This is a genomic window from Acidovorax sp. GW823-FHT02H02 (assembly GCF_058797075.1).
The window spans coordinates 34,246-60,123 of the sequence record NZ_JBXAJH010000002.1 but is presented as its reverse complement, the minus strand read 5'-3'; the positions used below and the strand labels follow the sequence as shown (position 1 = coordinate 60,123).

Sequence of the window (25,878 nt, the reverse complement as noted above, 5' to 3'; positions counted from 1 at the left end):
TTGACGGCGGAGCGCCTGGGAGGCGCTCCCAAGCCGGACCACGCTGTGGCGCCCGCGCCATGCCGTCCGGCTTTTTTACGTCCGTTTTTTGTGCGGGCGGCGCCACAAGCGCCTTGAGCACACACCCTCTGCCACTCGAATCTACAAGGACACCACCATGCTCGACGAACAACTCAAGACCCAACTTTCGGCATACCTGGAACGCGTGCAGCAGCCGTTCGAGCTGGTGGCATCCCTGAACGACAGCGACACCTCCCGCGAGATGCTGGAGTTGCTGCAAACCATCCAGTCGCTGCGCAGCGACAAGATCACGCTGCGCACCGACGGCAACGATGCCCGCAAGCCCTCGTTCACGCTGCAGCGCACGGGCAGCACCAGCCAGCTGCGCTTTGCCGGCCTGCCGCTGGGCCATGAGTTCACGTCCCTCGTGCTGGCCCTGCTGTGGACGGGCGGCCACCCCCCCAAGGTCGAGGCGGACGTGATCGAGCAGATCCAGGCCCTGGAAGGCGACTTCAACTTCGAGGTCTACATGAGCCTGACCTGCCACAACTGCCCCGACGTGGTGCAGGCGCTGGCGCTCATGGCCATCCTCAACCCCCAGGTCAAGACCACGGTCATCGAAGGCGGCGCCTTCCAGCAGGAAGTAACCGAGCGCGGCATCATGGCCGTGCCCATGGTGTACCTGAACGGCCAGGAATTCGCCTCGGGCCGCATGACGGTGGAGGAGATCGTGGCCAAGCTCGACACCGGAGCCGCCGCGCGTGACGCGGCCAAGCTGTCGGCCAAGGCCCCCTACGACATGCTCATCATTGGCGGCGGCCCCGCTGGCGCCGCCGCCGCCGTGTACGCCGCCCGCAAGGGCATCCGCACCGGCGTGGCCGCCGAGCGCTTTGGCGGCCAGGTCAACGACACGCTGGGCATCGAGAACTACATTTCGGTGATCGAGACCGACGGCCCCAAGTTTGCCGCCGCGCTGGAGGCCCACACCCGCGCCTACGACGTGGACATCATGAACCTGCAGCGCGCCGACAGGCTGATTCCGGCCACGCAGCCGGGCGGGCTGATCGAGGTGCAACTGGCCAACGGCGGCTCGCTCAAGGCCAAGAGCGTGATCCTGTCCACCGGCGCGCGCTGGCGCAACGTCAACGTGCCCGGCGAAGCCGAGTACAAGAACAAGGGCGTGGCCTACTGCCCGCACTGCGACGGCCCGCTGTTCAAGGGCAAGCGCACGGCGGTGATTGGCGGCGGCAATTCGGGTGTCGAGGCCGCCATCGACCTGGCCGGCATCGTGGCGCACGTCACGCTGGTGGAGTTTGCCGACCAGCTCAAGGCCGACGCCGTGCTGGTCAAAAAGCTCCAAAGCCTGCCCAACGTCACTATCCACACCAACGCGCAGACCACCGAAATCACGGGCGCCGACGGCAAGGTCAACGGCCTCAAATTCAAGGACCGCGCCACGGGCGAAGAACATCTGGTGCCTTTGGCCGGCGTGTTCGTGCAGATCGGCCTGGTGCCCAACACCGACTGGCTCAAGGGCACGGTGGCCTTGAGCAAGTTTGGCGAGATCGAGATCGATGCCAAGGGCCAGACCAACGTGCCCGGCGTGTTTGCCGCGGGTGACTGCACCACGGTGCCCTACAAGCAGATCGTGATTGCTGCAGGCGCCGGCGCCACAGCCGCGCTGAGCGCGTTCGATCATTTGATCCGCACCAGCGTGCCAGCTTGATTTTCAGAAGAAATCGGCCGGTAGCGCTTATGTGGTGAGCGCGGGAAGCCATCCCGTTGGAAGCGGCGGGGCTGTGAGGAGCAGTCCCGCCGTTTTTTTGCTCTGAATGCCCGGGTCTGGAGCCCGGTCAGAAGGTGTGCAGCACGCCGGTGGTGATGCCGGTGGCGCGGTCCCTGTTGGCGGCGCCCTGGAAGCCGTCGCGCCACTGGGTGCGGTCCAGCTCTGCATACAGTTTGGTGCGGCGCGAAAGCTTGTACTCGGCAAACAGGAGGGCCCGGGTGTAGCCGTCTTCCCGCTTGCCGGTTCGCTGCCGGTCCAGGCGGTACACGGCGGCGGTGAGGTCCACCGCACCGGTCACCGACCATGTCGCCCCCGCTGACTGCACCCGCTGTTCCGTGCGCGCCGTGGTGGACGTGTCGGCTTCGCTGCGCGCGGTGTTGGCGGCCAGGCGCACGCTGCCCAGCTGGTAGGCGGCGCCCAGCGTGAAGGCCTGCAACGACAGGTTGCCTGCCGTTTTGAAGCGCTGGACGGCGCCCGAGACGGTCCAATCCCCTGCGGCATAGGCGAGGCCCGCTCCTGCCGAGGACTGGGCCGAGGTGCTCCCGGCGTTTTCTCCGAAGCTGTACATGGCGCGTGCGGTGACGGGCCCGAACCGGCCTGTGTATTTGAGGGCGTTGTCCAGCCGGTAAGAGCCGCTGGAAGAACCTGCCGTGCCATATTCAACGCCCAGGCCATGGCTGCTCAAGGCCGCCGTGGCGATGTTGGGGTTGAACGAAGCGAAGCGCATGCCCGCCGCGTCAACGGGGCTCACGGCATCGGCCAGCAAGTTGGTCTGCCGGCCCGCCGTGACCTGGCCCCAGGCGCCGCCCAGGCCGACGATGGCGGCGCGGTCGAAGAACTTGGCGTTGGCGGTGCTGCCGCTGTCGATGTTCAGACCGGTTTCGAAGTTGAAGAGTGCATAGAGACCGCCCCCCAGTTCTTCGCGGCCCCGGAATCCGAAGCGGCTGGTGTTGTTGACGCCGCTGGCCAGGCTGGTCGCAGAGGCGGTGCTGGGTGCATTGGCGGCGGTCATGCCGGCGGTGCGGCGCACGCCGGTATCGGCTATGCCGTACAGGGTGGTGCTGCCCTGCGCCAGGGTGAGCGCGGGTGTGGCCAGTGCGGCCAGCCATGCCAGGTGTTGGGGTTTCATGGGTCTCCTTGTCGTTGTGAGGGGCGCGGCGGTGCGCCGCACCCGGAGGGCGGTGCAGTGGGGGGAGGTCGTTGGGCGAGCGCTGCCGGTGCGCACGCCCGGCGCGCGGAGCAAGGGGCTGAAGCGCTGTCGACGCAGTGTCAGCGGGCGGCCGCAGGCTCCATGCCGGTGCTGCGCACGATGGGGGCTGCCGCCGGTGCTGCCAGGAAACGGATCAGATGCCGCGCCGCGTCGGGGTTCTCTGCGCCCGCGGCCACGCCCGCCGAGAAGAAAACGCGCTGCTGGACTTCGTCCGGCAGCGGTCCGACGAACTCCAGCTCTTTGAAGGGCAGCAGCTCGCTGACCTGCTGGAAGCCGATCTCGGCGTCGCCACGCAACACCACCGCGCCCACGCGCTCGCTGTAGATCTTGGTGGCCTTGTCCTTGATCTGCTCGGCCACACCCAGGCGCGGGAACAGTTCGTTCGAGAGGTAGGTTCCGCTGGCGCTGGCGGAATAGGCGATCGACCTGGCGTTCAGCAGGGTCTGCTTGAGGGCTTCCACGGTGCTGATGTCGGGCTTGGGCGTGCCCTTGCGCACGCTCATGCCGATCATGGAACGGGCCAGGTCCACGCGGCTGCCGGGCTGCACCTTGCCCTGCGCCACCAGGGCCTCCAGCCCCGAGTCGGCCAGGATGACGATGTCGAACTGCTCGCCGCGGGCGAAGCGGCTGGGGATGGAGTCGGGTGCCTTGCCCATCGAAGCGCCCCGTGCAGTGACCACCTTGTGGCCGGTGGCCTGCTCGTACAGGGGAATCAGCTGGTCGTAGGCAGCGGAGAAACCGCCCGAGGTGACGACGCGGATTTCTGCCGCCTGGGCGCTGGAGGGCGTTGCCGCTCCCAGGGCCAGGCCCAGGCTCAACGCGGCGCCGAGCAGGGCGCTCAGCACCCGGCGGCGGGGCATTTCGATGGGGCTCACAGTGTCTGGCTTGAAGGTTTGCATGTCATGTCTCCTGATTGATGTCGTAGGGGTTGCGGGCCGCTATGTCAGTCGGCGGTTATCTTGCGCTCGTGGATGATGCGGCCCCACTTGCTGTATTCGGCGGCGATGAATTTGCCCAGCTCATCGCGGGTGCTGGGCGATGCGGTCTGGCCATGCTTGAGCATGTTCTCGCGCACTTCGGGGGTGTTGAGCACCTTCACCAGTTCGACATTCCAGCGGTCCAGCAGGGGCTTGGGTGTCTTGGCCGAAGCCACGAATGCATACCAGTTCGTGGCGTTGAAGCCCGGAAAGCTCTCTGCCACCGTGGGTACGTTGGGCAGATAGGCAGGACGCGTCAGTCCAGTGGTGGCCAATGGAATGAGCTTGCCCGACTCGATGTGGGGCAGGGCGGTGGGGGGCGCTGCATAGAACGCGGTCACACGCCCTCCCAGGACATCCTGCAGCGCAGGGGCGCCGCCCTTGTAGGGCACGTGCACAGTGTCGATCTTGGCGACGTCGTTGAGCAGTTCACCGGCCAGGTGCGCCGCCGAACCGGGGCCGGTGGAGGCAAAGTCGAACTTGCCCGGCTCGCGCCTGGCCTTGGCCACGAATTCGCCCAGGGTCTTGATGCCGGTGCTGGCGGGCACCACCAGCACGTTGGGGAAGCTCACGCCCATGGTGATGGGCGCCAGATCCTTGAGCGGGTCGTAGCGGACGCTCATGAAATGGGGGGCGATGCTGAGCGGGCCAATGGAGCCGAACAGCAACACCGAGCCATCCGACGGGCCCGTGGCGACCTGGGCGTGGGCCAGGTTGCCCCCCGCGCCGGGCTTGTTGTCCACCACCACGCTCTGGCCGATGTTCTCGCCCAGCTTCTTGGCGATCAACCGCGCCGCGATGTCCGCTGAACCGCCGGCGGCAAAGCCGACCACCAGGGTCACGGGCTTCTTGGGAGGAAAGTCCTGGGCCTGGGAGGCGGTGTGGACCAGGGGGAGGCATGTGGCCAGGGCGGCGGCCACGATCAGGGAGCGTCGTTGCATGGTGGATTCCAGAAGTGGCCGATGCACGGTCGGCCTTGCGAAAGGACGCCAGTCTAGGTAGGACGCAATAATCTGTGAATTGCAATTTATGACAGGACTATTGCATGTTGCGCATCAAATTCGATCTGGGTGAACTGCAGGCATTCGTGGTCACTGCAGAGAAGGCGAGCTTTCGCCTGGCGGCAGAAGCCCTGTGCCTGTCGCCGCCGGCCCTCAGCCGCCGCGTCGAGCGGCTGGAAGCGGCTCTGGGTGTCCGGTTGCTGGAGCGCACGACCCGCAGCGTGGAATTGACGGCGGTGGGGCAGGAGTTTCTGCACGAGGCGCGCACGGCCCTGGCGGGCCTGGATGAAGCGGTGCAGCGCGTGAATGACCAGGTCCATCTGCGCCGCGGGCGGGTGGCGATCGCCTGCATTCCGTCGGTGGCGAGCCATCTGCTGCCCCGTGTTCTACGGGCCTTCGCGGTGGCGCAGCCGGAGGTCCAGGTGCACGTCATCGACGAAAGCGCCAACCAGGTGCTCGATGCTGTGGTGCGGGGAGACGCCGATTTCGGGCTGAGCTTTACCGGCAGCCAGGAGTCGGCACTGCGTTTCGAGGCACTGATGCGCGAGCGCTACGTCCTGGCCATGCAGCGGGGTCACCGCTGGGCCGGGCGCAAGGAGGTGGCATGGGCTGAACTGGCGGGGCAGCGCTTGGTGTCGGTCTCGCGTGACAGCAGCAACCGGCTGCTCCTGGACCAGGCCACGGCCGATCTGCCCCAGCAACCTGTCGCTTGGTACGAGTGCAATCATGTTGCCGGAGCGCTGGCCCTGGTGGAAGCCGGGCTGGGCCTGGCCGTGCTGCCGCAACTGGCGCTACCGGCGGAGCACCCCCAGGTGTGCGGCGTGCCGCTGATAGAACCCGACCTCTGGCGTACCTTGGGATTGCTGCAGCGGCGCGACCGCGTGCTGGCTCCCGCTGCAGAAGCCTTGCGCCAACGCCTGGTCCAGCTGCATTCAGGTGGTTGAAGGGCGCGCGGGGCGCGACACGGGGGCGGGTGCGCCGATGGGGCCCGGGGCAGCCGGTCCATCGGGTGAAAGACGGTGGACCCACTGCCCGGCCCGGGGCTCACACGCGTGGTGCATTGCGCCGCCGTTCGGCCATGCCGGGCGGCTGCGCGGCGCAGCTCGGGGACCCGCGCACGGCCGCATCAATACACCAGCCGGTCCGGCTGCAGCTCCTGCAGGATGGTGGTGGCGATCTCTTCAATGGATTTGGTGGTGGTGGACAGCCAGCGGATGCCGGCGCGGCGCATCATGGCCTCGGCTTCGGCCACCTCGTGGCGGCAGTTCTGCAGGCTGGCGTAGCGCGAGTCGGGGCGGCGCTCGCTGCGGATCTCGGACAGCCGCTCGGGGCTGATCGTCAGGCCGAAGATCTTCTTGCGAAACTCCATCAGCGCGGGCGGCAGCTGGCGGCGGTCAAAATCTTCGGGGATCAGCGGGTAGTTGGCAGCCTTCAGGCCATGCTGCATGGCCAGGTACAGGCTGGTGGGGGTCTTGCCGCTGCGGCTCACGCCCACCAGGATCACGTCGGCGCCGGCCAGGTCGCGGTGGCTCTGGCCGTCGTCGTGCGCCAGGCTGAAGTTGATGGCCTCGATGCGGTCGGTGTATTCCTTGCTGCGGCTCACATCGCTGAAACGGCCCACCCGGTGGTGCGACTTGACACCCAGTTCTTCTTCCAGCGGGTGCACGAAGGTGCCAAACATGTCGAGCAGCATGCCCTTGCAGCCCTCCTGGATGACCTTGAGCACCTCCATGTTCACGAGCGTGGTGAAGACGATGGGCTTCTTGCCTTCCAGCTCGGCGGTGTGGTTGATCTGGCGCACCGCCTGATGGGCCTTGTCCTCGGTGTCCACGAAGGGCAGGCGCACGCGGCGCGGCACCAGTTCGAACTGGGCCAGGATGGCGTTGCCGAACGTTTCGGCGGTGATGCCGGTGCCGTCCGACACAAAGAATACGGTGCGCGAGTGCATGGGGGCCTTTTCAAGAGCGTCGGGCGGTTGCCGGTGCGGCCCGCCTACAATTGCGTCAATTATCCAATTCTCACCATGCACCCGGTCGGCCCACAACCACAACCAGAAAGCTGCAGCCCGTGCATGGCCGCTCCCTCCCTGCTCCTGTCGGGCGGGCGCGCAGACCCGGTTTTAACTTCTGGAGCTTTCCCATGTCTGCACTTTTCAGCCCGACCGCCCTGGTCGTACCGTTTGAAAACCTGAGAATGACCGACGTCGAGGCGGTAGGCGGCAAAAACGCCTCCCTCGGCGAAATGATCTCGCAGTTGCCCCATGGCGTGCGGGTGCCTACGGGCTTTGCCACCACGGCCCACGCGTTCCGCGAATTTTTGGCCTTTGAGGGCCTGGCCGACCGCATCAGCGCCAAGCTGGCAGCGCTCGACACCGAAGACGTGCGCGCCCTGGCTGCCGTGGGCGCCGAGATCCGTGCCATGGTCGAGGCCCAGCCTTTCCCTGCCGATCTGCAAAAGGCCATTGCCGAGGCTTTTGCCACCCTGTCCGAAGGCAATCCCGAAGCCAGCTTTGCCGTGCGCTCGTCCGCCACGGCCGAGGATCTGCCCGACGCATCGTTTGCCGGCCAGCAGGAAACCTTCCTGAACGTGCATGGCATCGACGCAGTGCTGCACAAGATGAAGGAGGTGTTCGCCAGCCTCTACAACGACCGCGCCATCAGCTACCGCGTGCACAAGGGTTTTGCGCACGATGTGGTGGCCCTGTCGGCCGGCGTGCAGCGCATGGTGCGCTCCGACCTGGGCGCCGCCGGCGTGATGTTCACCATCGACACTGAGAGCGGCTTTGAAGACGTGGTGTTCATCACCAGCAGCTACGGCCTGGGTGAAACCGTGGTGCAGGGCGCCGTGAACCCTGACGAGTTCTATGTGCACAAGCCCATGCTCAAGGCGGGCAAGAAGGCAGTGATCCGTCGCAACCTGGGCAGCAAGCTGATCCAGATGGTGTTTGCCACGCCCGATGAAAAGGCGCAGAGCGGCAAGCTCATCAAGACCACCGACGTGCCCACCGAGCAGCGCAACCGCTATTCGCTCACCGATGCCGATGTCGAGCAACTCGCGCACTATGCCGTGGTCATCGAGCAGCACTATGGCCGCCCCATGGACATCGAATGGGGCAAGGACGGCACCGACGGCCAGCTCTACATCCTGCAGGCCCGCCCTGAAACAGTGAAGAGTCAGGCCAAGGGCCAGGTCGAGTTGCGCTACAAGCTCAAGGGCCACGGCGCCGTGCTGGCCGAGGGCCGCGCCATTGGCCAGAAGATCGGCACCGGCCCCGTGCGTCTGGTGCACCACATTTCCGAGATGGACAAGGTGCAGCCCGGCGACGTGCTGGTCACCGACATGACCGACCCCAACTGGGAGCCCGTGATGAAGCGCGCCAGCGCCATCGTCACCAACCGGGGCGGCCGCACCTGCCACGCCGCCATCATCGCGCGCGAACTGGGCATTCCGGCCGTGGTGGGCTGCGGCGACGCCACCGAGCGCCTGAAGGATGGCACGCTGGTCACGGTGAGCTGCTCCGAGGGCGACACCGGCCGCATCTACGACGGCCTGCTCGAAACCGAGGTGACCGAAGTGCAGCGCGGCGAGATGCCTGCCATCCAGACCAAGATCATGATGAACGTGGGCAACCCCCAGCTGGCCTTTGACTTTGCCCTGCTGCCCAACCAAGGCGTGGGCCTGGCGCGGCTGGAGTTCATCATCAACAACAATATTGGGGTGCACCCCAAGGCCATCCTGGACTACCCCCAGATCGATGCCGACCTGAAGAAGGCCGTCGAATCCGTGGCCCGGGGCCATGCCAGCCCGCGCGCGTTCTACGTGGACAAGGTGGCCGAAGGCGTGGCCACCATTGCCGCCGCCTTCTGGCCCAAGCCCGTGATCGTGCGCTTGTCGGACTTCAAGTCCAATGAATACCGCAAGCTCATTGGCGGCAGCCGCTACGAGCCCGAGGAAGAGAACCCGATGCTGGGCTTCCGCGGTGCGGCCCGCTACATCAGCGAGGACTTCGGCGAAGCCTTTGCGATGGAATGCGAAGCCCTGAAGCGAGTGCGCAACGACATGGGCCTGACCAACGTGCAGGTGATGGTGCCGTTTGTCCGCACGCTGGGCCAGGCTGAGCGCGTGACCAAGCTGCTGGCCACCCACGGCCTGCAGCGTGGCAAGGACGACCTCAAGGTCATCATGATGTGCGAGGTGCCCAGCAACGCCATCCTGGCCGAACGCTTCCTGGAGTTCTTCGATGGTTTCTCCATCGGCTCCAACGACCTGACCCAGCTCACCCTGGGCCTGGACCGCGACTCGGGTCTGGAGCTGCTGGCGCAGGACTTTGACGAGCGCGACCCGGCTGTCGAGGCGCTGATCCACCAGGTCATCAAGGCCTGCCTGGCCCAGGGCAAGTACATCGGCATCTGCGGCCAGGGCCCCAGCGACCACCCGGACTTTGCGCAGTGGCTGGCCAGGGAAGGCATCTCGTCGATTTCGCTCAATCCTGACAGCGTGATCGCCACCTGGCAGCAGCTGGCACGCTGAGTGCGCAGGGGCTGCCCTTGTCCGACCCGCGGTATGCGAGCACGCCCTGGATGCAGCCCCTGAAAAAAATCCACGAACCCGAACTGGCGGGCCCCTTCCCGCCAGACATGCACGATGTGCGCCACCTCTGGCTCAAGGGGGGGCTGCTGCTGGCGTGGGCGCTGGTGTCTTTCGTGGCCGCCTACTTCGCCCGCGATCTGCAAGCGTTCGTCGTGGCAGGCTGGCCGCTGGGCCACTGGATTGCTGCACAGGGTGCGGTGCTGATGTTCATTGCCATCGTGGTGGTCTATTGCTGGGCCATGAACCGGTTTGAGCGCCAGGACGCCGCGCGGATGGCCGCGCTAACCACCGAGCGGGCCCCATCCCATGGTTGAGCCCGGGGGCGCGGGACAAGGGGGCGATGACAAGGCCTACCTGTGGCGCCTGCACCGCATCTTTGCCCTGTATGTGGTGGGGGTGGCGGCGTTTCTGATTCTGATGGCCTGGGCCGAGCAGCAGGGGCTGTCGCGGCACTGGATCGGTCCGATCTTCCTGTTTCTCACGGTGATGGTCTATGCCGGCATCGGGGTGTACGGGCGCACCACCGATCCCGAAGAGTATTACGTGGCGGGGCGGCGGATTCCGCCGGTGTACAACGGCATGGCAGCGGCGGCCGACTGGATGAGCGCGGCCTCGTTCATCAGCCTGTCGGGTGCGCTGTACCTGCAGGGCTTTTCTGGCACACGCGGCCAGGCCGGTGGGCTGGCCTACCTGCTGGGCTGGACTGGCGGTTTCTGCCTTGTGGCCATGCTGATCGCCCCCCATCTGCGTGCGATGGGTCTCTACACGGTGCCCGACTTTTTCCATGTGCGCTTTGGTGGCCGCTGGCCGCGCATCATTGCGGCGCTGGCGGCGGTGCTGTGCTCCTTCACCTATGTGGTGGCCCAGATCTACGGTGTGGGCCTGATTGCCTCGCGCCTTACGGGGGTGCAGTTCGAGATCGGCATCATGCTGGGGCTGGGGGGCGTGCTGCTGTGCTCGTTCCTGGGGGGCATGCGCGCCATCACCTGGACGCAGGTGGCGCAATATGTGGTGCTGCTGCTGGCTTTCCTGATCCCCGTGTCGTGGCTGGCCTACAAGCAGCTGGGCAACCCGCTGGCACCGCTGGTCTATGGCACGCAACTGGGCAAGATTGCCGATCTGGAGGAACGCCTGCTCGATTCGCCGGCAGAGCACCAGGTGGTGGTGGCCTATTTGCGGCGGGCCCAGGACTACGAGGCGCGCCTCAAGGACGTTGAAGGTGCGTTGGAGCGTGAGCGCGAAAAGGCGCGTGAGCGTGTTCGTACCCTGCGCGACCAGAATGCCGATGTGGGCCTGATCGTTTCTGCCAGCCGGGAACTGGTCGCACTGCCGCGCGATGCGGTATCGGCACGCGAGCGCTGGACGCGTGAGATGCGCGAAAACTACGAGCGTGCCCGGCCCCTGGGGGGGCTGCCGCTGCACAGCCAGGCCTATGCGGGCAACCCTGACGGCTCGCCGCACGAGCGGCAGGAGTATGAACTCACCCGGCGCAATTTTCTGGCACTGATGTTCTGCCTGATGGTGGGCACGGCGGGGCTGCCGCATCTGCTGACCCGTTACTACACCTCCCCCACCGTGGCGGCTGCACGCTCATCGGTGGCCTGGTCGCTTTTCTTCATTGCCTTGCTGTACCTCAGCGCGCCGGCGCTGGCGGTGCTGGTGAAGTTCGAGGTCATGCAGAACCTGGTGGGCAGCAGCTTCGATACCTTGCCCAGCTGGATGGCGCAATGGGCGCGCGTGGATGCGTCGCTGCTGTCGGTGGAAGACGTGAACGGCGACGGCCTGGTGCAGTTTGGCGAGATCCGCCTGGGGGCCGATCTCATCATGCTGGCCACGCCGGAGCTGGGGGGGCTGCCCTATGTGGTGTCGGGCCTGGTGGCGGCGGGCGGGCTGGCTGCGGCGCTGTCCACGGCCGATGGGCTGCTGCTGACCATCAGCAATGCGCTGGTGCGCGACCTCTATTACCGCGGCGCCCCCAGGGAGGCATCGCCCGAGCAGCGCGTCATCCTGACCAAGTTCACCTTGCTGTCCGTGGCGCTGGCGGCGGCATTCGTGGCGGCGCTCAAGCCGGCCGAAATTCTGCCGCTCGTTTCGGCATCGTTTTCCCTGGCGGCATCGGCTTTTGTGCCGGTAATGGTGCTGGGCATCTTTTGGCGTGGCACCACGCGCCAGGGCGCGGTGGCCGGCATGCTCGCCGGGCTGGGCGTTGCGGTGTACTACATGCTTTCGCATGTTGCCGCCATGCGCGCATGGGTGGGCTGGCTGCTCGCGGATGGCCTGTGGTTTGGCATCCAACCCATTTCTGCGGGGGTGTTTGGAGTGCCTGCGGGGCTGATCGTGGCCGCCGTGGTGAGCCGCATCACGCGACCGGCTCCCGCGCTGCCCGTGGTGCGCTCCGAGATGTGAGGGCCAGTTGCCTGCGCACGGTGAAGGCCTGGCCGGCGGCCATTGCCGGTTTGTCGAGGTGCCTGCTTGATGGAAACCCCCGATGTCAAAACGCGGCAAACCTGCGAGACTGTTTCAAAAGATTGCACGCACCGCCGGTGCCGTGTCATCCCACCTTTGAAGGAGGCACATGGTACTGGTTAAAACGCAAGCGGGTCAGGAGTCTCTGAAAGACAGGCAAGGGGGGCTGACATCTCGCCAGCGCACCGCTTTCATTTTGTTTGATGGCAAACGAACGACCCGTGACGTGCTTGCAGCCACTGCTGGGATGGGGATCACCCAGGAAGACGTGCAGACCATGTTGGCGCAAGGGCTGCTGGAGCCGATCACCGGGCTGGCGGTTACCGGGTTGTCGTTGGCAGGCGGTGATGGCATCTCGTCGTCGCTGGAGTTGTCGGACGAGGTCAGTGGCCGGTCTGATACAGAGCGCTACCAGGCCGCCTACCTCATTGCCACCGAATTGACCGCTGGCTTGGGTTTGCGCGGTTTTCGCTTAAATCTGGCCGTGGAGGGGGCGGGCAGTTTTGATGACCTGGCGGCATTGGCTCCCAAGATCCGGGATGCCGTCGGCGATGCCAAATTTGCCCGGCTGGAAAAAGCCTTGTTCAGCTGATGCTGCTCTTGGGTCAGGTTTCAACGGGCGGAATCAAAAAAGCGGCCTCGCGGGCCGCTTGCTGAAGTGAAAGGGCGGGGTGCTGCTTCAGCGCACGCCCAGCAGTTCCACATCGAATTTCAGCGTGGCATTGGGAGGAATCACCCCACCGGCGCCGCGCGCGCCATAGCCCAGTGCAGCGGGAATGATCAGGGTGCGCTGGCCACCGATCTTCATGCCCTGCACCCCCTCGTCCCAGCCCTTGATGACCATGCCGGCGCCCAGCGAGAAGGCGAAGGGGTCGTTGCGATCGCGGCTGGAGTCGAACTTGGCACCTTGCTCTCCGTTGTTGTACAGCCAGCCGGTATAGTGCACCGAGACGTTCTGGCCCTTGGTGGCTTCGGCGCCTTCGCCGACGACGGTGTCTTCGTATTGCAGGCCGGATGCAGTGGTGGTCAGTGCCATGATGAAATTCCTTGAATGCTATTAAAAATATAGCTGCCAATGCATTTTTGTAGAGCGTTGGCAGCCATTTATTCCATATTCTAGCGAAGGCTTGGCGAGCGGGCGGGGCCACCCGGCTCGGCGGATGGACGCTGCTTCAGGCCTTCTTGGCACGGCCCGCCACCCAGCGGGTGGCAAAAGCCTGCACGTCGGACAGGCGCTTGAGCAGATCGGCGCCCGAGGGGGTGACGGTGTAGCCGTCGCTGCCATGGTCGACAAAGCCGGCCTCGCGCAATTCCTTGATGCGGGTGTTCAGCGTGTTGGGTGTGATGCCGCCCACGCTGTCTTGCAGCAGACGGAAGGTCTGGGGGTGGCCATCCCGCAAGGCCCAGAGCACGCGCAGTGCATAACGGCATTCGAGCCGTTCAAACAGCTGGTTGATGGCGGCATTCTCTTTGGAGCTCATGGATGTTTCTCCTCGCGCGAGTGGTGGGTCAAAGTTCGGGGCGGCGCGACAGGCACCACGTCCGAGGGAGCGCTGCGACTATAGCGCGTAACCTCTTTTGCTACAAGTTTGGTAGCTCAAAAGGCACAGTACACATGATCCAACCTTCAGGAAAGCCCCAAATCATTTTAAAGTGTTGCATGCGGGCCACGAAGCCGGAACCGGGTCGACGGGGCGGGTCGGCGGCCTGAAATGGTACGCGTCCGGGCTGCTTTCGCTGGTGCGGCGGGCCTCCGGGGCCCTCAGTACGGGATGCCGGCGTGGCCCGCGCGCGCCAGGTGGTCCACCAGCAGGCGCGCGCAGGGGGTCAACGCCTGGCTGCTGCGGTAGCAGACGGCAAAGCTCCGGCGGGCCCAGGCGTCGCCCAGTGGAACGATGCGCACTGCGGCTGTCCTGGCAAAGGGCTCGGCCACCTCGCGCGGCACCACGCTGATGGCCAGGTTGGCGCTCACCACCCGCAGGGCTGCGTCGAAATTGGACACCAGCACCCGGTGTGCCAGGGTCTTGCCTTCCACGGCAGCGGCGCGCGCCAGCAGCACCTGGACGGCGCTGAGGGCCGGCATGCTGACGAATTCGTACCCCAGCACCTCCGCGAAACAGACACTGGCCGCCTGCGCCACCGGGTGGGACTCATGGGCCACGATGGCCAGGTGGTCGCTGCGGTAGGCGCAGGTTTCCAGTCCCGAGAGGTCGGCGGCATCCCAGCAGATGCCGATGGATGCGCTGCCCTCGTGAATGCCCTGCACCACGTCCGGGCTCACGCGCTCCTCCATGCTCACCTGGATGTCGCGGTGGGCCGGGTGCTGCAAAAAGGCGGCCACATCGTCGGCCAGCGACTCGGCCATCACCGAGGCCGTCACCAGCATGCGCACATGGCCCCGGATGCCGGTGGCATACGCCGCCATGTCGCGCTCGATCTGGCCCATGCTGGCCAGCATGGTGCGGGCATGCTCCAGCAGGGTTTCACCCGCCGGGGTGGGCACCACGCCACGCCGCTTGCGCACCAGCAGGGGTGTGCCCACGGTGTCTTCGAGTTGTGCCAGGCGCTTGCTGATGGCGGAGCCCACGATGGACTCCTGCTCGGCCACGCGGGCGATGCTGCGCTGCTCGCAGACGGCGGCAAACAGCCGCAGGGTCAGCAGGTCCAGGTGGCGCATGGGGGCAGTGCTTTTTGATATTCCATTTGGGAATCATAAGGATTCCAAAATGTATTTTCTGATTCTTGTGGGAATTTCTAGAATCCCACAACCCCGTCTGCCTGGAGACTTAGTGTGAGCCACATCCCATCATCGACTTCTTCTTTGGCCTCTGGCTCTGCCCGGGCGGTTGTCCGCGAGGTCGGGTTGCGCGATGGCCTGCAGAGCATTGCCACGGTGCTGCCCACCGCGCGCAAGCTCGCATGGATCGATGCCGCCTACGCGGCCGGCCAGCGCGAGATCGAGGTGGGCTCGTTCGTGCCCGCCCGCCTGCTGCCGCAACTGGCCGATACCGCCGAAGTGCTGGCCCACGCCAAAACCCTGCCGGGCCTGCTGGCCTCGGTGCTGGTACCCAATTTCAAGGGGGCCGAACGTGCGCTGGAGTGCGGGGCCGATCTCATGATCGTGCCGCTGTCCGCCAGCCACGCCCACAGCCTGGCCAACCTGCGCAAGACGCCCGACGAGGTGGTGGCCGAGGTGGCGCGCATCCGCGCTGCGCGCGACGCTGCCGGCAGCCGCACGCTGATCGAGGGCGGCGTGGGTACGGCCTTTGGCTGCACGCTGCAGGGCGAGGTGGCCGAGGGTGAGGTGCTGCGCCTGATGCAAGCCCTGCTTGACGCCGGTGCCGACCGCGTGAGTCTGGCCGACACCGTGGGCTATGCCGACCCGGCCAGCGTGCGGCGCCTGTTCGAGAAGGCCCGCGCCCTGGTCGGCGAGCGCCTGTGGTGCGCCCATTTCCACGACACCCGCGGCATGGGCCTGGCCAATGTCTACGCGGCCTGGCAGACAGGTATTGGCCGGTTCGATGCCTGCCTGGCCGGCATCGGCGGCTGCCCCCACGCCCCCGGCGCCAGCGGGAACGTCGCCACCGAAGACCTGACCTTCATGCTGGAGCGCATGGGCGTGGCCACCGGCATCGACGTGGCTGCGCTGCTGGCCCTGCGCCAGCGCGTGGCGGGGTGGCTGGCGGGCGAAACGCTGCATGGCGCGCTGTGGCAGGCGGGGCTGCCGCAGAATGCCGCACCCGTCGCGCTGCAGGCGGCCTGATTTTCCTTATGAATGCGCTGAACATGAACGACACACAACCCGCACCATCTCCCCGCCTGCCGCTCGAAGGCCTGCGCGTGGTGGAGTTCACCCACATGGTCATGGGCCCCACCTGCGGCATGGTGCTGGCCGACCTGGGGGCCGAGGTCATCAAGGTCGAGCCCGTGGAGGGCGACCGCACCCGCCACCTGCTGGGCGCGGGCGCGGGTTTCTTCCCCATGTTCAACCGCAACAAGAAGAGCATTGCGCTCGACCTGCGCAGCCCCGAGGGGCTGGAGGCGGCGCGCCGGCTGGCGGCCTCGGCCGACGTGGTCGCGCAGAACTTCAAGCCCGGTGTGATGACCAAATACGGGTTGGACTACGCCGCACTGAGCCAGCTCAACCCGCGCCTCATCTATGTGAACCACACCGGTTTTCTGCCCGGCCCCTACGAGCACCGCACGGCGCTGGACGAGGTGGTGCAGATGATGGGCGGCCTGGCCTACATGACGGGCCGCCCCGGCGATCCCCTGCGCGCCGGCACCAGCGTCAACGACATCATGGGAGGCATGTTCGGCGCCATCGGTGCCATGGCGGCCCTGATGCAGCGCGGCATCACCGGGCGCGGGCAGGAGGTGGACTCGGCCCTGTTCGAGAACAACGTGTTCCTGGTCGGCCAGCACATGATGCAGTACGCCGTTACCGGCCAGCCTGCGGCACCCATGCCCGACCGCATCTCGTCATGGGCGCTGTACGACGTCTTCAGCGTGAAAGACGATGAGCAGATCTTCCTGGCCGCCGTGAGCGACGCGCAGTGGGTCACCTTTTGTGACGCCATGGGGTTTGCAGACCTCAAGGCCGACCCGCTGCTGGCCACCAACAACGACCGCGTGCGCGCACGCCCCACGCTGATGCCAGCGTTGCGCCAGCGCCTGGCCGGGCACAGCGCTGCCGAGCTGGCAGCCATCTTCGAGAAAAACGGCCTGCCGTTTGCGCCCATCCTGCGGCCTGAGCAGCTATTCGATGACCCGCACCTCCAAGCCACCGGAGGCCTGGCCGATATCACCTTGCCCGACGGCGAGCGGGCAGGGCAGACGGCGCGCACCACATTGTTCCCCTTGCGCATGGACGGCCAGCGGCTGGGAGTGCGCCTGCAGCCGCCCGTGCTGGGGCAGCACACGGCCGAGCTGATGGAGCAGCTGGGTTACACGCCCGATCAGGTCCAGGCCCTGCAAGCCCAGGGGGCAGTGGCCTGAGCTGCCTCGGCGCCAGGGCCATGCACGGGCCCGTGCGACAGCATTCCAATGACAACGATGGAGACAACCATGACGACACAGCCACCGGCGCACAGCCTTTTTCCTCCTTCCTTCCATCGAGACGGCATTGCGCGCCGCACGCTGCTGGCGGCCGCGGTGGCCGGCGCCGTGGCCCCGGCGCTGACCTGGGCCCAAGGGTCTGACAAACCGCTGCGCATGGTGCTGCCCGTTAGCGCGGGCTCGGGGGTGGACGGTGTGGCCCGCGTGCTGGGCCCCAGCCTGGGCAAGGCGCTGGCGCGGCCCGTGGTGGTGGAAAACTATCCCGGTGCGGGTGGCATCACGGGCACCTCGATGATCGTCAAGGCGCCCAAGGATGGTTCGGTGTTGGGCATGGTGTCCAACAACCATGTGGTGAACCCCAGTGTGTTCAAGAACATTCCCTACGATGCCGTGGACGACATCACGCCCATCACCATGATCGGCGCCACGCCGTTCGTGCTGGTGGCCCATCCATCGGTGGCGGCCAGGAACTTGCGCGAACTCATCGCCCTGGCCAAGGCCCAACCCGGCGCGCTGAACTACGGATCGTCCGGAAACGGCACCATCCTGCACCTGGCCGCCGAGATGTTCGTGCACGAGGCCCAGGTGGACATCAAGCACATTCCCTACCGGGGCATGGGGCCGCTGACCGCCGATGTGCTGGGTGGGCAGATTCAGATGGCGTTCATTGCCATTGCCGTTGCCGCGCCCCATGTGAAGGCGGGCGCGCTGCGGGCCATCGGGTTGTCGTCCAGCGTCCGCTCACCGCTGCTGCCCGATCTGCCGACGATGGCCGAGCAGGGGCTGTCCCACTACGTGCTCGACGGCTGGGTGGCCGTGGTCGGGCCGGCCGGTCTGCCCAAGGCCGAGGTGGAGCGCGCCTACCATGGGGTGCGCAGCGCGGTGGCCACGCCGGAGGTGCGCGATGCCTTGCTGGCACAGGGTTACCAGCTGCAAAGCCCCCCGCCAGACGCCACGGCGGCATTCTTTCGCAGCGAGATTGGCCGCATGGCCCGGCTGGTGAAGCAGTCAGGGCTCAAGCTGGACTGACTGCTCCTTTTTATAGGACTGATGGCGCTCATCCATCAAGCGCCAAAGGCCTTTCATGGGGAATCTCTGGCAGGACCTGTACACAGCGCTGTGTCGCTCCCAAAACATGACGCCCCGGCACCACAGTGGTGGCCGGGGCGCCTGAAGGCACACCCTGTTGCCAGGGCTGTGGTGGTACGGCTGATACGGTTTTGCCTTCAAACGTATAACTTCGTTGGTTCGCCTTGCCGTGCTAGAGCACTGTCTGCGGCTTCCCGCCTAGTTATCCGCTTGAATGCGAGACCGTATTACAGCGAATCGATGAAGCTGCGCAGCTTGTCCGAGCGGCTGGGGTGCTTGAGCTTGCGCAGCGCCTTGGCCTCGATCTGGCGGATGCGTTCGCGCGTCACGTCGAACTGCTTGCCCACTTCTTCCAGCGTGTGGTCGCTGGTCATCTCGATACCGAAGCGCATGCGCAGCACCTTGGCTTCGCGCGGCGTGAGGCCATCCAGGATGTCCTTGACCACATCGCGCAGGCCAGCCTGCATGGCGGCTTCGATGGGGGCGGTGTTGGCGCCGTCCTCGATGAAGTCGCCCAGGTGGCTGTCGTCGTCGTCGCCGATCGGCGTTTCCATGGAGATCGGCTCCTTGGCGATCTTCATGATCTTGCGGATCTTGTCCTCGGGGATCTCCATCTTGGCCGCCAGGATGGACGCATCGGGTTCAAAGCCGAACTCCTGCAGGTGCTGGCGGCTGATGCGGTTCATCTTGTTGATGGTCTCGATCATGTGCACCGGGATGCGGATGGTGCGCGCCTGGTCGGCAATGCTCCTTGTGATCGCCTGGCGGATCCACCAGGTGGCGTAGGTCGAGAACTTGTAGCCCCGGCGGTATTCGAACTTGTCCACCGCCTTCATCAGGCCGATGTTGCCTTCCTGGATCAGATCGAGGAACTGCAGGCCGCGGTTGGTGTACTTCTTGGCAATCGAGATCACCAGGCGCAGGTTGGCCTCGATCATTTCCTTCTTGGCATCGCGCGAGGTGGCTTCGCCCTCGTTCATGCGCTTGTTGATGCCCTTGAGCTCGACCAGCGGCACGACCACGCGCGATTGCAGGTCGGTCAGCTTTTGCTGCAGGTCCTGGATGGGCGGGATGTTGCGCGCCATGATGGCCGACCAGGGCTTGCCGGCAGCGGCCTGCTTTTCCACCCACTTGAGGTTGAGCAGGTTGGGCGGAAAGTCCTTGATGAAGGTTTCCTGGGGCATGCCGCACTTGTCCACGATGATGCGGCGCAGTTCGCGTTCTTTCTTGCGCACATCGTCCACCTGGCCGCGCACCATGTCGCACAGCTTCTCGATGGTCTTGGCCGTGAAGCGGATGGTCATCAGCTCCTGCGACAGGGCCGCCTGGGCCTTGACATACGCGGGCGTGCCGTAGCCTTCCTTGTCATAGATCTGGTGGACCTTCTCGAACAGCTCGCGCAGCTTGTCAAAGCGCTCCAGCGCCTGCTTCTTGAGTTCTTCGAGCTTCTTGGTCAGGGCCTTGGAGCCGCCCTTGCCGTCGTCGTCATCGGCTTCGTCGAATTCGTCGAAGTCTTCTTCGGCCACATAGTCGTCGGCCTCGTTGGGGTTGGAGAAACCGTCCACGATGGTCGAGATGACAACCTTGCCTTCGCGGATCTCCTCGCCCATGTTCAAGATTTCGGCGATGGTGGCGGGCGATGCGCTGATCGCCTCCATCATGGCCATCAGGCCGCCTTCGATGCGCTTGGCGATCTCGATTTCACCTTCGCGCGTGAGCAGTTCCACCGTGCCCATTTCGCGCATGTACATGCGCACGGGGTCGGTGGTGCGGCCGAACTCGCTGTCCACGGTGGACAGGGCGGCTTCGGCGGCCTCTTCGGCTTCTTCCTCGGTGGCGCCAGCGGGGGCGTTGTCCGTGATGATCAGTGCTTCGGCGTCGGGCGTCTGCTCGTACACCGCCACGCCCAGGTCGTTCAGCGTGGTGATGACGGCTTCGAGGGTTTCGGCATCCACGAGCTTGTCGGGCAGGTGGTCGGAGATTTCAACGTGCGTGAGGTAGCCGCGCGTCTTGCCCAGCTTGATCAGGGTCTTCAGGCGCGCACGGCGCTTGGCCATGTCTTCTTCGGACAGGACGGTTTCGTCCAGGCCGAATTCCTTCATCAAGGCGCGTTCCTTCGCCTTGCTGATCTTCATGCGCAGGGGTTTGACCTTTTCGGCCGTGGGGGCGGCCTCCGCCTCCACTTCGCCTTCGAGGTCGGCTTCGATATCCGACAGGTCTGCGTCGTCACTGCCCACTTCGCCCGCTGCTGCCTTGGGTTTGCGACCGCGCTTGGCGGGGGTCTTGGCCTCGGCGCTATCTGCGGCCTTGGCCGGACGGCCAGGGCGTTTCTTGGGGGCCTCGTCACCGTCGGACGCGGCGGCTGCGGCGCGGGCAGGCTTCTTCTTCAGCAATTCATCGGCAGCTTTGGTCAGCTCGGCAGAACTTTTCACGGGCACGGTTTTCACTTTCTTGGCAGCCGCGGCAGGGGCCGCAGCAACGGCCTTGCGGGGCGCGGCTTGGGCCGGTGCTGTGGCAGCGGTTTTGGAGACAGCCTTTGCGGCGGTGCCTGGAGCGGACTTGGGCGGCTTCGCGGACTTTTGAGCGGGCATGGAACAACCTCAGAATCAAAAACGGACACAAAGAAAACGCAAGCGCCTCAGGTCCCGGCGCGGGTGGCAACGCAAAGCTGGGGTGGCTTCACGTTTTGAGGGGAGGCCCTCAGGGGCAAGATGTCTGGGCGAACATTTGGTGTGCAGTCCTTGCGATAAGTGGGCCCATCAGCGCATAGGTGCGCGTTTGTCACGGTGGCCCGGCTCGGAGGTGCTGCTGTCGCTCTTGCCGAAAAACCCTACATTATACCGACTGTCCGGTATTTCAAGGGGTGCGGGGCAATATGCCTTGCAGTACGTTGCGCCGCTGTTCCAGCGCGCGGTAGCGCTCCAGTGCCGTGGGGTCTTGCGCCGCCTGCAGGATCAGGTTTTTTTGCTGGGCGTTGATGTCTTCGATCAGCATGCGGTTCAGAAGATCCCGCAGTTCCAGCCGCAATTCGTGCAGATCGCCCTCGGTCTGCGCGTGCGAGCCGGTCATGACCTTCACCGCCAGGGCTTCACAGGGGTTGCCCCGCAGGCTTTCCCGCAGCAAGGCCCAGGCCTGCGGCCCATGCTCGTGGAACTGTCCTTCCAGCCAGCTGAACAGCGGGCCATGCGGGGCAGGCTGGGCACACAGCGCCGCGTGGTCGTCGTGCGTCAACTCTTCCAGAAACGCCATGTGCGACAACAGCAGCCGTGCGGCGTGGTCTGCCCGGCTGGCGGTGGGCGTGCGTGGCAGGCGTGGCTGGGGCGGCCAGGGCGCGGCGTCCTTTTTTTTCCAGCTGCCGCCTTTCCAGTCGCCCCCCTTGCGAAAGGGTGGCTTCGGGGGCGAGTCGTAGCCGCCGGGTGATTGCCAGCCGGCATCGGCAGGCGCGCCCCACGGGGGCTCGTCCGTGGGGGTGGCGGCATGGCGGTGCGAGGCCACGGTGCCAGGGTGGCGTGCTGCCTCCTGGGCGGCGGTCTTGCTCCAGAGGTCGGACAGGTCGTGGGCTTCCAGTTGGGCCAGCTGTGCCAGTTCGGTGAGCACCTGGCGCCGCAGCACCCCCTCGGGCAGCGCGCTCCACAGGGGGCGGGCATTGCTCGCCATGTGGGCGCGGCCTTCTGCCGTGCCCAGGTCGCAGCTTTCGCTGGCGGCTTCGATCAGGAAGCGGCTCAAAGGCACCGCATCGCCAATGTGGCGGGCAAAGGCATCGGAGCCGTGCGCGCGCACAAAGCTGTCGGGATCGTGCTCGGGCGGCAGGAACAGAAACTTGATGCTGCGCGTGTCGCTGGCATGGGGCAGGGCACCGTCGAGCGCCTTGCGGGCCGCCCGGCGGCCCGCGGCATCGCCGTCAAAGCTGAACACCACCGCGTCGGTAAAGCGCAGCAGCTTTTGCACATGCTCGGGTGTGCAGGCCGTGCCCAGCGTGGCCACGGCGTTGGGGAATCCCAACTGCGCCAGGGCCACCACATCCATGTAGCCCTCGGTGACCAGCGCAAAACCCTGTTCGCGAATGGCGGCGCGGGCCTCGAACAGGCCATAGAGTTCGCGGCCCTTGTGGAACACCGGGGTTTCGGGCGAGTTGAGGTACTTGGGTTTGTCATCGCCCAGCACCCGGCCGCCAAAGCCGATGCACTCGCCCTTGACGTTGCGGATGGGAAACATCACCCGGTCACGGAAGCGGTCGTAGCGCTTGCCGCCATCTTCGTCATTGACGATGACCAGCCCGCTTTCTTCGAGCAGCGGGTCGTCGTAGTGCGGAAAAACACTGGCCAGGCTGCGCCAGCCTTCGGGGGCATAGCCCAGACCATAGCGCTTGGCTACCGCACCCGACACCCCGCGTCCCTTGAAATACGCCACGGCCCGGGGCGATATGCGCAACTGCCGGCGATAGGCCTCGGCGGCTTTTTCCAGCACATCGGTCAGCGTGGCCTGCTTTTGCCGGGCAGCGGCGGCGCGCTCTTTTTCCTGCGGCGAGATGTCATCGTCGGGCACCTGCAGCCCCACCTGCTGGGCCAGGTCCTGCACGGCCTCGATGAAGCCCATGCCGGCGTGCTCCATGAGAAAACTGATGGCGTTGCCGTTCTTGCCGCAGCCAAAGCAGTGATAGAACTGTTTGGCGGGGCTGACGCTGAAGGAGGGCGATTTCTCGCCGTGGAAGGGGCACAGCCCCATGAAATTGGCGCCGCCCTTCTTGAGCTGCACGTAGCGGCCCACGATGTCCACCACGTCCACGCGCGAAAGCAGTTCCTGAATGAAAGATTGGGGAATCGACACGGGGCTTATTGTCTGCGCAAAGTGTGGTTACACTCGTTAACATTTGGCGAAGCCGAGACATCTCCATGGCAACAACGGGGACCCCGTGGACACGCAGTGCCGCAGCGCGGCTGGGCGTGTGGCTGCGCGCGGCAGCCGTTGCCTGGCTGCCGCTGTGCGCGTCGGGGGCGCCGGTGCTGCGCGTCCTGTCATGGCCCGGGTACGCCGACGCCGATGTGGTGGCCGCCTTTGAAAAGCGCCATGCCGTGCGCGTCGAAATCACCACCGTGGGCTCGGACGACAGCCTGCGTGCCAAGCTGGCCGATCCGGCAGGCCCAGGCTACGACGTAGTGGCCGCCAACACGGTCGAGATCGCCAGCCTGGTCGCGCAAAAGCGCCTCATTCCGCTGCCGATGAAGGACATTGCCAATGCCGGGCGCCAGTTGCCCCGGTTTCGGCAACTGGCATCGATTCCCGGCATCACCAGCGAAGGGGCCGTGTATGCGCTGCCCTACACCTATTCCGAAATGGGCCTGATCTACGACCGTCGGCAGTTCGGCGTGCCGCCAGACTCGCTGAACGTGCTGTGGGATCCGCGTTGGCAGGGGCGGGTGCTGGCGTTCGACGGTAGCAGCCACAGTTTCTCGCTGGCCGCCCAGCGCCGGGGGCTGGCGCCCTTTCACATCGATGCGGCGCGGTTCGGCGGTCTGGCCCGCGACCTGGTGGCGCTTCGCCGCAACGTGCTGTCGTTCTATTCGGTGCCCGAGGAGTCGGTGGAGCTGTTCCGCCGCCACCGCATCGCGGTGATGCATGCCAACTATGGCCAGCAGCAACTCAAGCTGCTGCGCGACGCGGGGCTCGACGTGGGCTATGTCATCCCGAAGGAAGGGGCCCTGGCCTGGCTCGACTGCTGGGCCATCACGCGCCGCTCTGCCCAGCCCGCACTGGCAGCCCGGTGGATCGACTACATGCTTGAGCCGGCGGTGAGCGGTGTACTGACCCGGCGCCAGGGGCTGGCCAACACCTTGCAGGAGCCTCCCGGCGGCGCGGCGGGCGCTGCGGCGAGCCCGATAGTGTGGCTGGAGCCGGTGGAGAGCGAAGGGCAGCGCACCCGGCTCTGGCGGCGCATCGTATCGGGCGAGCGCCCCGAGGGGTTCTGAGCCATGCGCTGGGGCATCGCGTCGCGCCTGGGCTGGATTCTGGCCTCCTTCAGCGTACTGGCTGCGGTGCTGGCGGGCTACTACACCTATGCTGCCGCGCGCGACCTGCTGCGTGAGCGGGCCGAGCGCTCGCTGCTGGCCACCACGCAGGTGCTGACGCGCCACCTCGAAGCCGGTTTTTCGGCCGTGGCGCGCGATGCCACCTTGCTGGCGGCCGCGGCGGCCGTGGCCACCGAGCCGCGCACGGCGCAGCCGCCGCATGCACCTTCTGTGCGCGACCGCCGCCTGCTGGCCGAAGTGTTCAAGGCGAGCCTGGCTGCGCACCCCTCGTACCTGCAGATCCGGCTCATCAGTGCCCGCGACCATGGCCTGGAGCTGCTGCGGGTTGACCGGCTGGGCGATGACCTGGTGGAGGCGCCCCAGGCCGCGCTGCAGGAAAAAGCCCATTTCCCCTTTGTTTTCGAAACCCTCAAGCTGCGTTCGGGCGCGGTGTACTTCAGCGAGTTCGGCATCAACCACGAAGGCGATGCCACCGAAGAGCAGCAGCAACCCATCTTCAACATGGCATCGCCCGTGGTGCGCTGGGGGACCGTCGAGGCCGTGGTGGTAGTGCGCGTGGCGGCCAGCCCCTCCCTGGCCTACTTCAGGAAAAGCCTGCCCGAGAACTATGGGTTTTACCTGTGCAACCGCTGGGGCGACATTCTGGTGCACCCCGATCCGACCCAGACCTTCGGTTTCGATCGTGGCCAACGCATCCTTCTGCAGGACACCCTGGCGCCGGTGGCGCAGATCATCGAAGGGCGCACCCACGAACTCATGATGGACGCGCAGGCGGATGGTGCCGAACCGCGCGTGTTCTCGTTCACCCGCTTGCCCGTCGGGGATTCGGACGAAGACCGCTTCCTGGTGGCGGGGCTCTCGCAGCCCATGGCCGTGGTGCAGGACGAAGTGCTCGAGCTGGGGCGCGGCATCCTCAAGATGCTGCTGGTCCTGAGCGCGGTGGGCATGCTGCTGGCCGCGCTGGTGTCCCGGGCGGTGACCAGGCCCCTGCAGACCATGGTGCGCGCGGCCCGCGCCTTTTCGCGGGGAGAGCCCCACGGTGCCCTGCCGGTCGAGCGGCAGGACGAGGTGGGTGAACTGGCGCGCAGCCTGAGCGACATGGAGCAGCAGATCACCCGCCAGATCGCCGAACTCAACGCCAGCCGGGACAGCATGGCGCACCTGGCCCATCACGATCTCCTCACCGGGCTGCCCAACCGGCGCATGTTCGAGCAGCGCCTGGCGCAGGCGCTGGAGCTCTCAAGGCGCAGCGGACGGGCGTGTGCGCTGTTCTTTGTGGACCTGGACGATTTCAAGTCCATCAACGACGCCCTGGGCCATGCAGCGGGCGATGAGGTGCTGCAGGCCACGGGCCGTGCCATCGTCTCGGCCGTGCGCCAGGCCGATACGGTGGCTCGCCTGGCAGGCGACGAGTTCACCGTGCTGTGCGAGAACGTCGATACCGAAGAAGCTGCGCTTCAGATTGCCGAGAAACTGCAGCAGGCCTTTGGGCAAACGCTGGAACTGTTCGGAAAATCGCTGCGGGTGCGCGCCAGCATCGGCATGAGCCTTTTCCCACGCGATGCGCCCGACGCACAATCGCTGCTGGCCAGCGCGGATGCGGCCATGTACCGTGTCAAGCAAAGCCGCAGCAACCACCCCTGAGGCGTGGCCTGTCTAGCTCCTGTTCATTTTT

The 25,878-nt window shown here is 65.9% G+C and carries 20 protein-coding genes; 11 read left to right on the top strand and 9 right to left on the bottom strand.

The window, feature by feature from the left end; all coding sequences use genetic code 11:
- Positions 1-157: 157 nt before the first annotated feature.
- Positions 158-1,726, top strand: coding sequence for an alkyl hydroperoxide reductase subunit F (ahpF, locus tag AC1RDS_RS02010; RefSeq protein ID WP_348683586.1), 1,569 nt, complete (start codon positions 158-160; stop codon positions 1,724-1,726).
- 127 nt (positions 1,727-1,853) lie between these two features.
- Here ahpF and AC1RDS_RS02005 read toward each other — a convergent pair whose 3' ends face one another.
- The 3 genes from AC1RDS_RS02005 to AC1RDS_RS01995 all read right to left on the bottom strand — a co-directional run bounded on the left by AC1RDS_RS02005 (position 1,854) and on the right by AC1RDS_RS01995 (position 4,914).
- Positions 1,854-2,915 carry a porin gene (locus AC1RDS_RS02005; RefSeq protein WP_348683584.1) on the bottom strand — a complete coding sequence of 354 codons (1,062 nt, stop codon included), beginning with the start codon at positions 2,913-2,915 and terminating at the stop codon, positions 1,854-1,856.
- 140 nt (positions 2,916-3,055) lie between these two features.
- Positions 3,056-3,895: a substrate-binding domain-containing protein gene (locus tag AC1RDS_RS02000; RefSeq protein WP_092697032.1), complete on the bottom strand. Its 840-nt coding sequence runs from the start codon at positions 3,893-3,895 to the stop codon at positions 3,056-3,058.
- Positions 3,896-3,939: 44 nt separating this feature from the next.
- Complete coding sequence (locus AC1RDS_RS01995; RefSeq protein WP_092697031.1) at positions 3,940-4,914, bottom strand: Bug family tripartite tricarboxylate transporter substrate binding protein; 975 nt, start codon at positions 4,912-4,914, stop codon at positions 3,940-3,942.
- A 104-nt stretch (positions 4,915-5,018) separates the two neighbouring features.
- Here AC1RDS_RS01995 and AC1RDS_RS01990 point away from each other — a divergent pair, with 104 nt between their 5' ends.
- On the top strand, positions 5,019-5,918 hold the full coding sequence (locus tag AC1RDS_RS01990; protein ID WP_092697030.1) for a LysR family transcriptional regulator: 900 nt from the start codon (positions 5,019-5,021) through the stop codon (positions 5,916-5,918).
- Between the two features lie 182 nt (positions 5,919-6,100).
- Here the strand turns inward: AC1RDS_RS01990 and ppsR are convergent, their stop codons facing one another.
- Positions 6,101-6,922, bottom strand: a complete 822-nt coding sequence (gene ppsR, locus AC1RDS_RS01985) for a posphoenolpyruvate synthetase regulatory kinase/phosphorylase PpsR (protein ID WP_092697029.1) — start codon at positions 6,920-6,922, stop codon at positions 6,101-6,103.
- A 191-nt stretch (positions 6,923-7,113) separates the two neighbouring features.
- Between ppsR and ppsA the strand changes: the two genes are divergently transcribed.
- The 4 genes from ppsA (at position 7,114) to AC1RDS_RS01965 (ending at position 12,622) form a co-directional block, all read left to right on the top strand.
- Positions 7,114-9,504, top strand: a complete 2,391-nt coding sequence (ppsA, locus tag AC1RDS_RS01980) for a phosphoenolpyruvate synthase (RefSeq protein WP_348683580.1) — start codon at positions 7,114-7,116, stop codon at positions 9,502-9,504.
- 50 nt (positions 9,505-9,554) lie between these two features.
- Positions 9,555-9,878 carry a DUF4212 domain-containing protein gene (locus AC1RDS_RS01975; RefSeq protein WP_348683658.1) on the top strand — a complete coding sequence of 108 codons (324 nt, stop codon included), beginning with the start codon at positions 9,555-9,557 and terminating at the stop codon, positions 9,876-9,878.
- Entirely contained in the window at positions 9,871-11,970 is a 2,100-nt protein-coding gene (locus AC1RDS_RS01970; protein WP_092697026.1) for a VC_2705 family sodium/solute symporter, read from the top strand. The genes AC1RDS_RS01975 and AC1RDS_RS01970 overlap by 8 nt, the downstream gene beginning before the upstream one ends.
- Positions 11,971-12,139: 169 nt before the next feature.
- A complete protein-coding gene (locus tag AC1RDS_RS01965) occupies positions 12,140-12,622 on the top strand; it encodes a hypothetical protein (RefSeq protein WP_092697025.1) in 483 nt (160 codons plus the stop codon).
- Between the two features lie 87 nt (positions 12,623-12,709).
- Here AC1RDS_RS01965 and AC1RDS_RS01960 read toward each other — a convergent pair whose 3' ends face one another.
- The 3 genes from AC1RDS_RS01960 to AC1RDS_RS01950 form a co-directional block, all read right to left on the bottom strand.
- Positions 12,710-13,066, bottom strand: coding sequence for an FKBP-type peptidyl-prolyl cis-trans isomerase (locus tag AC1RDS_RS01960; protein WP_092697024.1), 357 nt, complete (start codon positions 13,064-13,066; stop codon positions 12,710-12,712).
- Positions 13,067-13,202: 136 nt separating this feature from the next.
- Positions 13,203-13,511, bottom strand: coding sequence for a winged helix-turn-helix transcriptional regulator (locus tag AC1RDS_RS01955; protein WP_024814563.1), 309 nt, complete (start codon positions 13,509-13,511; stop codon positions 13,203-13,205).
- Positions 13,512-13,792: 281 nt separating this feature from the next.
- Positions 13,793-14,707 (bottom strand): LysR family transcriptional regulator, encoded by a 915-nt coding sequence (locus AC1RDS_RS01950; protein WP_092697023.1) that lies wholly within the window; start codon positions 14,705-14,707, stop codon positions 13,793-13,795.
- Between the two features lie 123 nt (positions 14,708-14,830).
- On the opposite strand from AC1RDS_RS01950, the gene AC1RDS_RS01945 reads away from it, so the two are divergent.
- From AC1RDS_RS01945 to AC1RDS_RS01935, 3 genes are all read left to right on the top strand, one after another.
- A complete protein-coding gene (locus AC1RDS_RS01945) occupies positions 14,831-15,793 on the top strand; it encodes a hydroxymethylglutaryl-CoA lyase (RefSeq protein ID WP_287877768.1) in 963 nt (320 codons plus the stop codon).
- Between the two features lie 23 nt (positions 15,794-15,816).
- The gene (locus AC1RDS_RS01940) at positions 15,817-17,028 is read left to right on the top strand and encodes a CaiB/BaiF CoA transferase family protein (RefSeq protein WP_287877708.1); all 1,212 of its coding nucleotides are present in this window, start codon (positions 15,817-15,819) and stop codon (positions 17,026-17,028) included.
- Positions 17,029-17,097: 69 nt separating this feature from the next.
- Complete coding sequence (locus AC1RDS_RS01935) at positions 17,098-18,117, top strand: tripartite tricarboxylate transporter substrate binding protein (RefSeq protein ID WP_092697022.1); 1,020 nt, start codon at positions 17,098-17,100, stop codon at positions 18,115-18,117.
- A gap of 287 nt (positions 18,118-18,404) precedes the next feature.
- Here AC1RDS_RS01935 and rpoD read toward each other — a convergent pair whose 3' ends face one another.
- Together rpoD and dnaG are read right to left on the bottom strand one after the other, a co-directional pair.
- Positions 18,405-20,768 (bottom strand): RNA polymerase sigma factor RpoD, encoded by a 2,364-nt coding sequence (gene rpoD, locus AC1RDS_RS01930; RefSeq protein ID WP_092697021.1) that lies wholly within the window; start codon positions 20,766-20,768, stop codon positions 18,405-18,407.
- A 265-nt stretch (positions 20,769-21,033) separates the two neighbouring features.
- The gene (gene dnaG / locus AC1RDS_RS01925) at positions 21,034-23,004 is read right to left on the bottom strand and encodes a DNA primase (RefSeq protein WP_092697020.1); all 1,971 of its coding nucleotides are present in this window, start codon (positions 23,002-23,004) and stop codon (positions 21,034-21,036) included.
- Positions 23,005-23,069: 65 nt separating this feature from the next.
- Here dnaG and AC1RDS_RS01920 point away from each other — a divergent pair, with 65 nt between their 5' ends.
- Positions 23,070-24,143, top strand: coding sequence for an ABC transporter substrate-binding protein (locus AC1RDS_RS01920; RefSeq protein ID WP_244273606.1), 1,074 nt, complete (start codon positions 23,070-23,072; stop codon positions 24,141-24,143).
- 3 nt (positions 24,144-24,146) lie between these two features.
- On the top strand, positions 24,147-25,847 hold the full coding sequence (locus tag AC1RDS_RS01915) for a diguanylate cyclase domain-containing protein (RefSeq protein WP_492226648.1): 1,701 nt from the start codon (positions 24,147-24,149) through the stop codon (positions 25,845-25,847).
- The last annotated feature ends 31 nt before the right edge of the window (positions 25,848-25,878 follow it).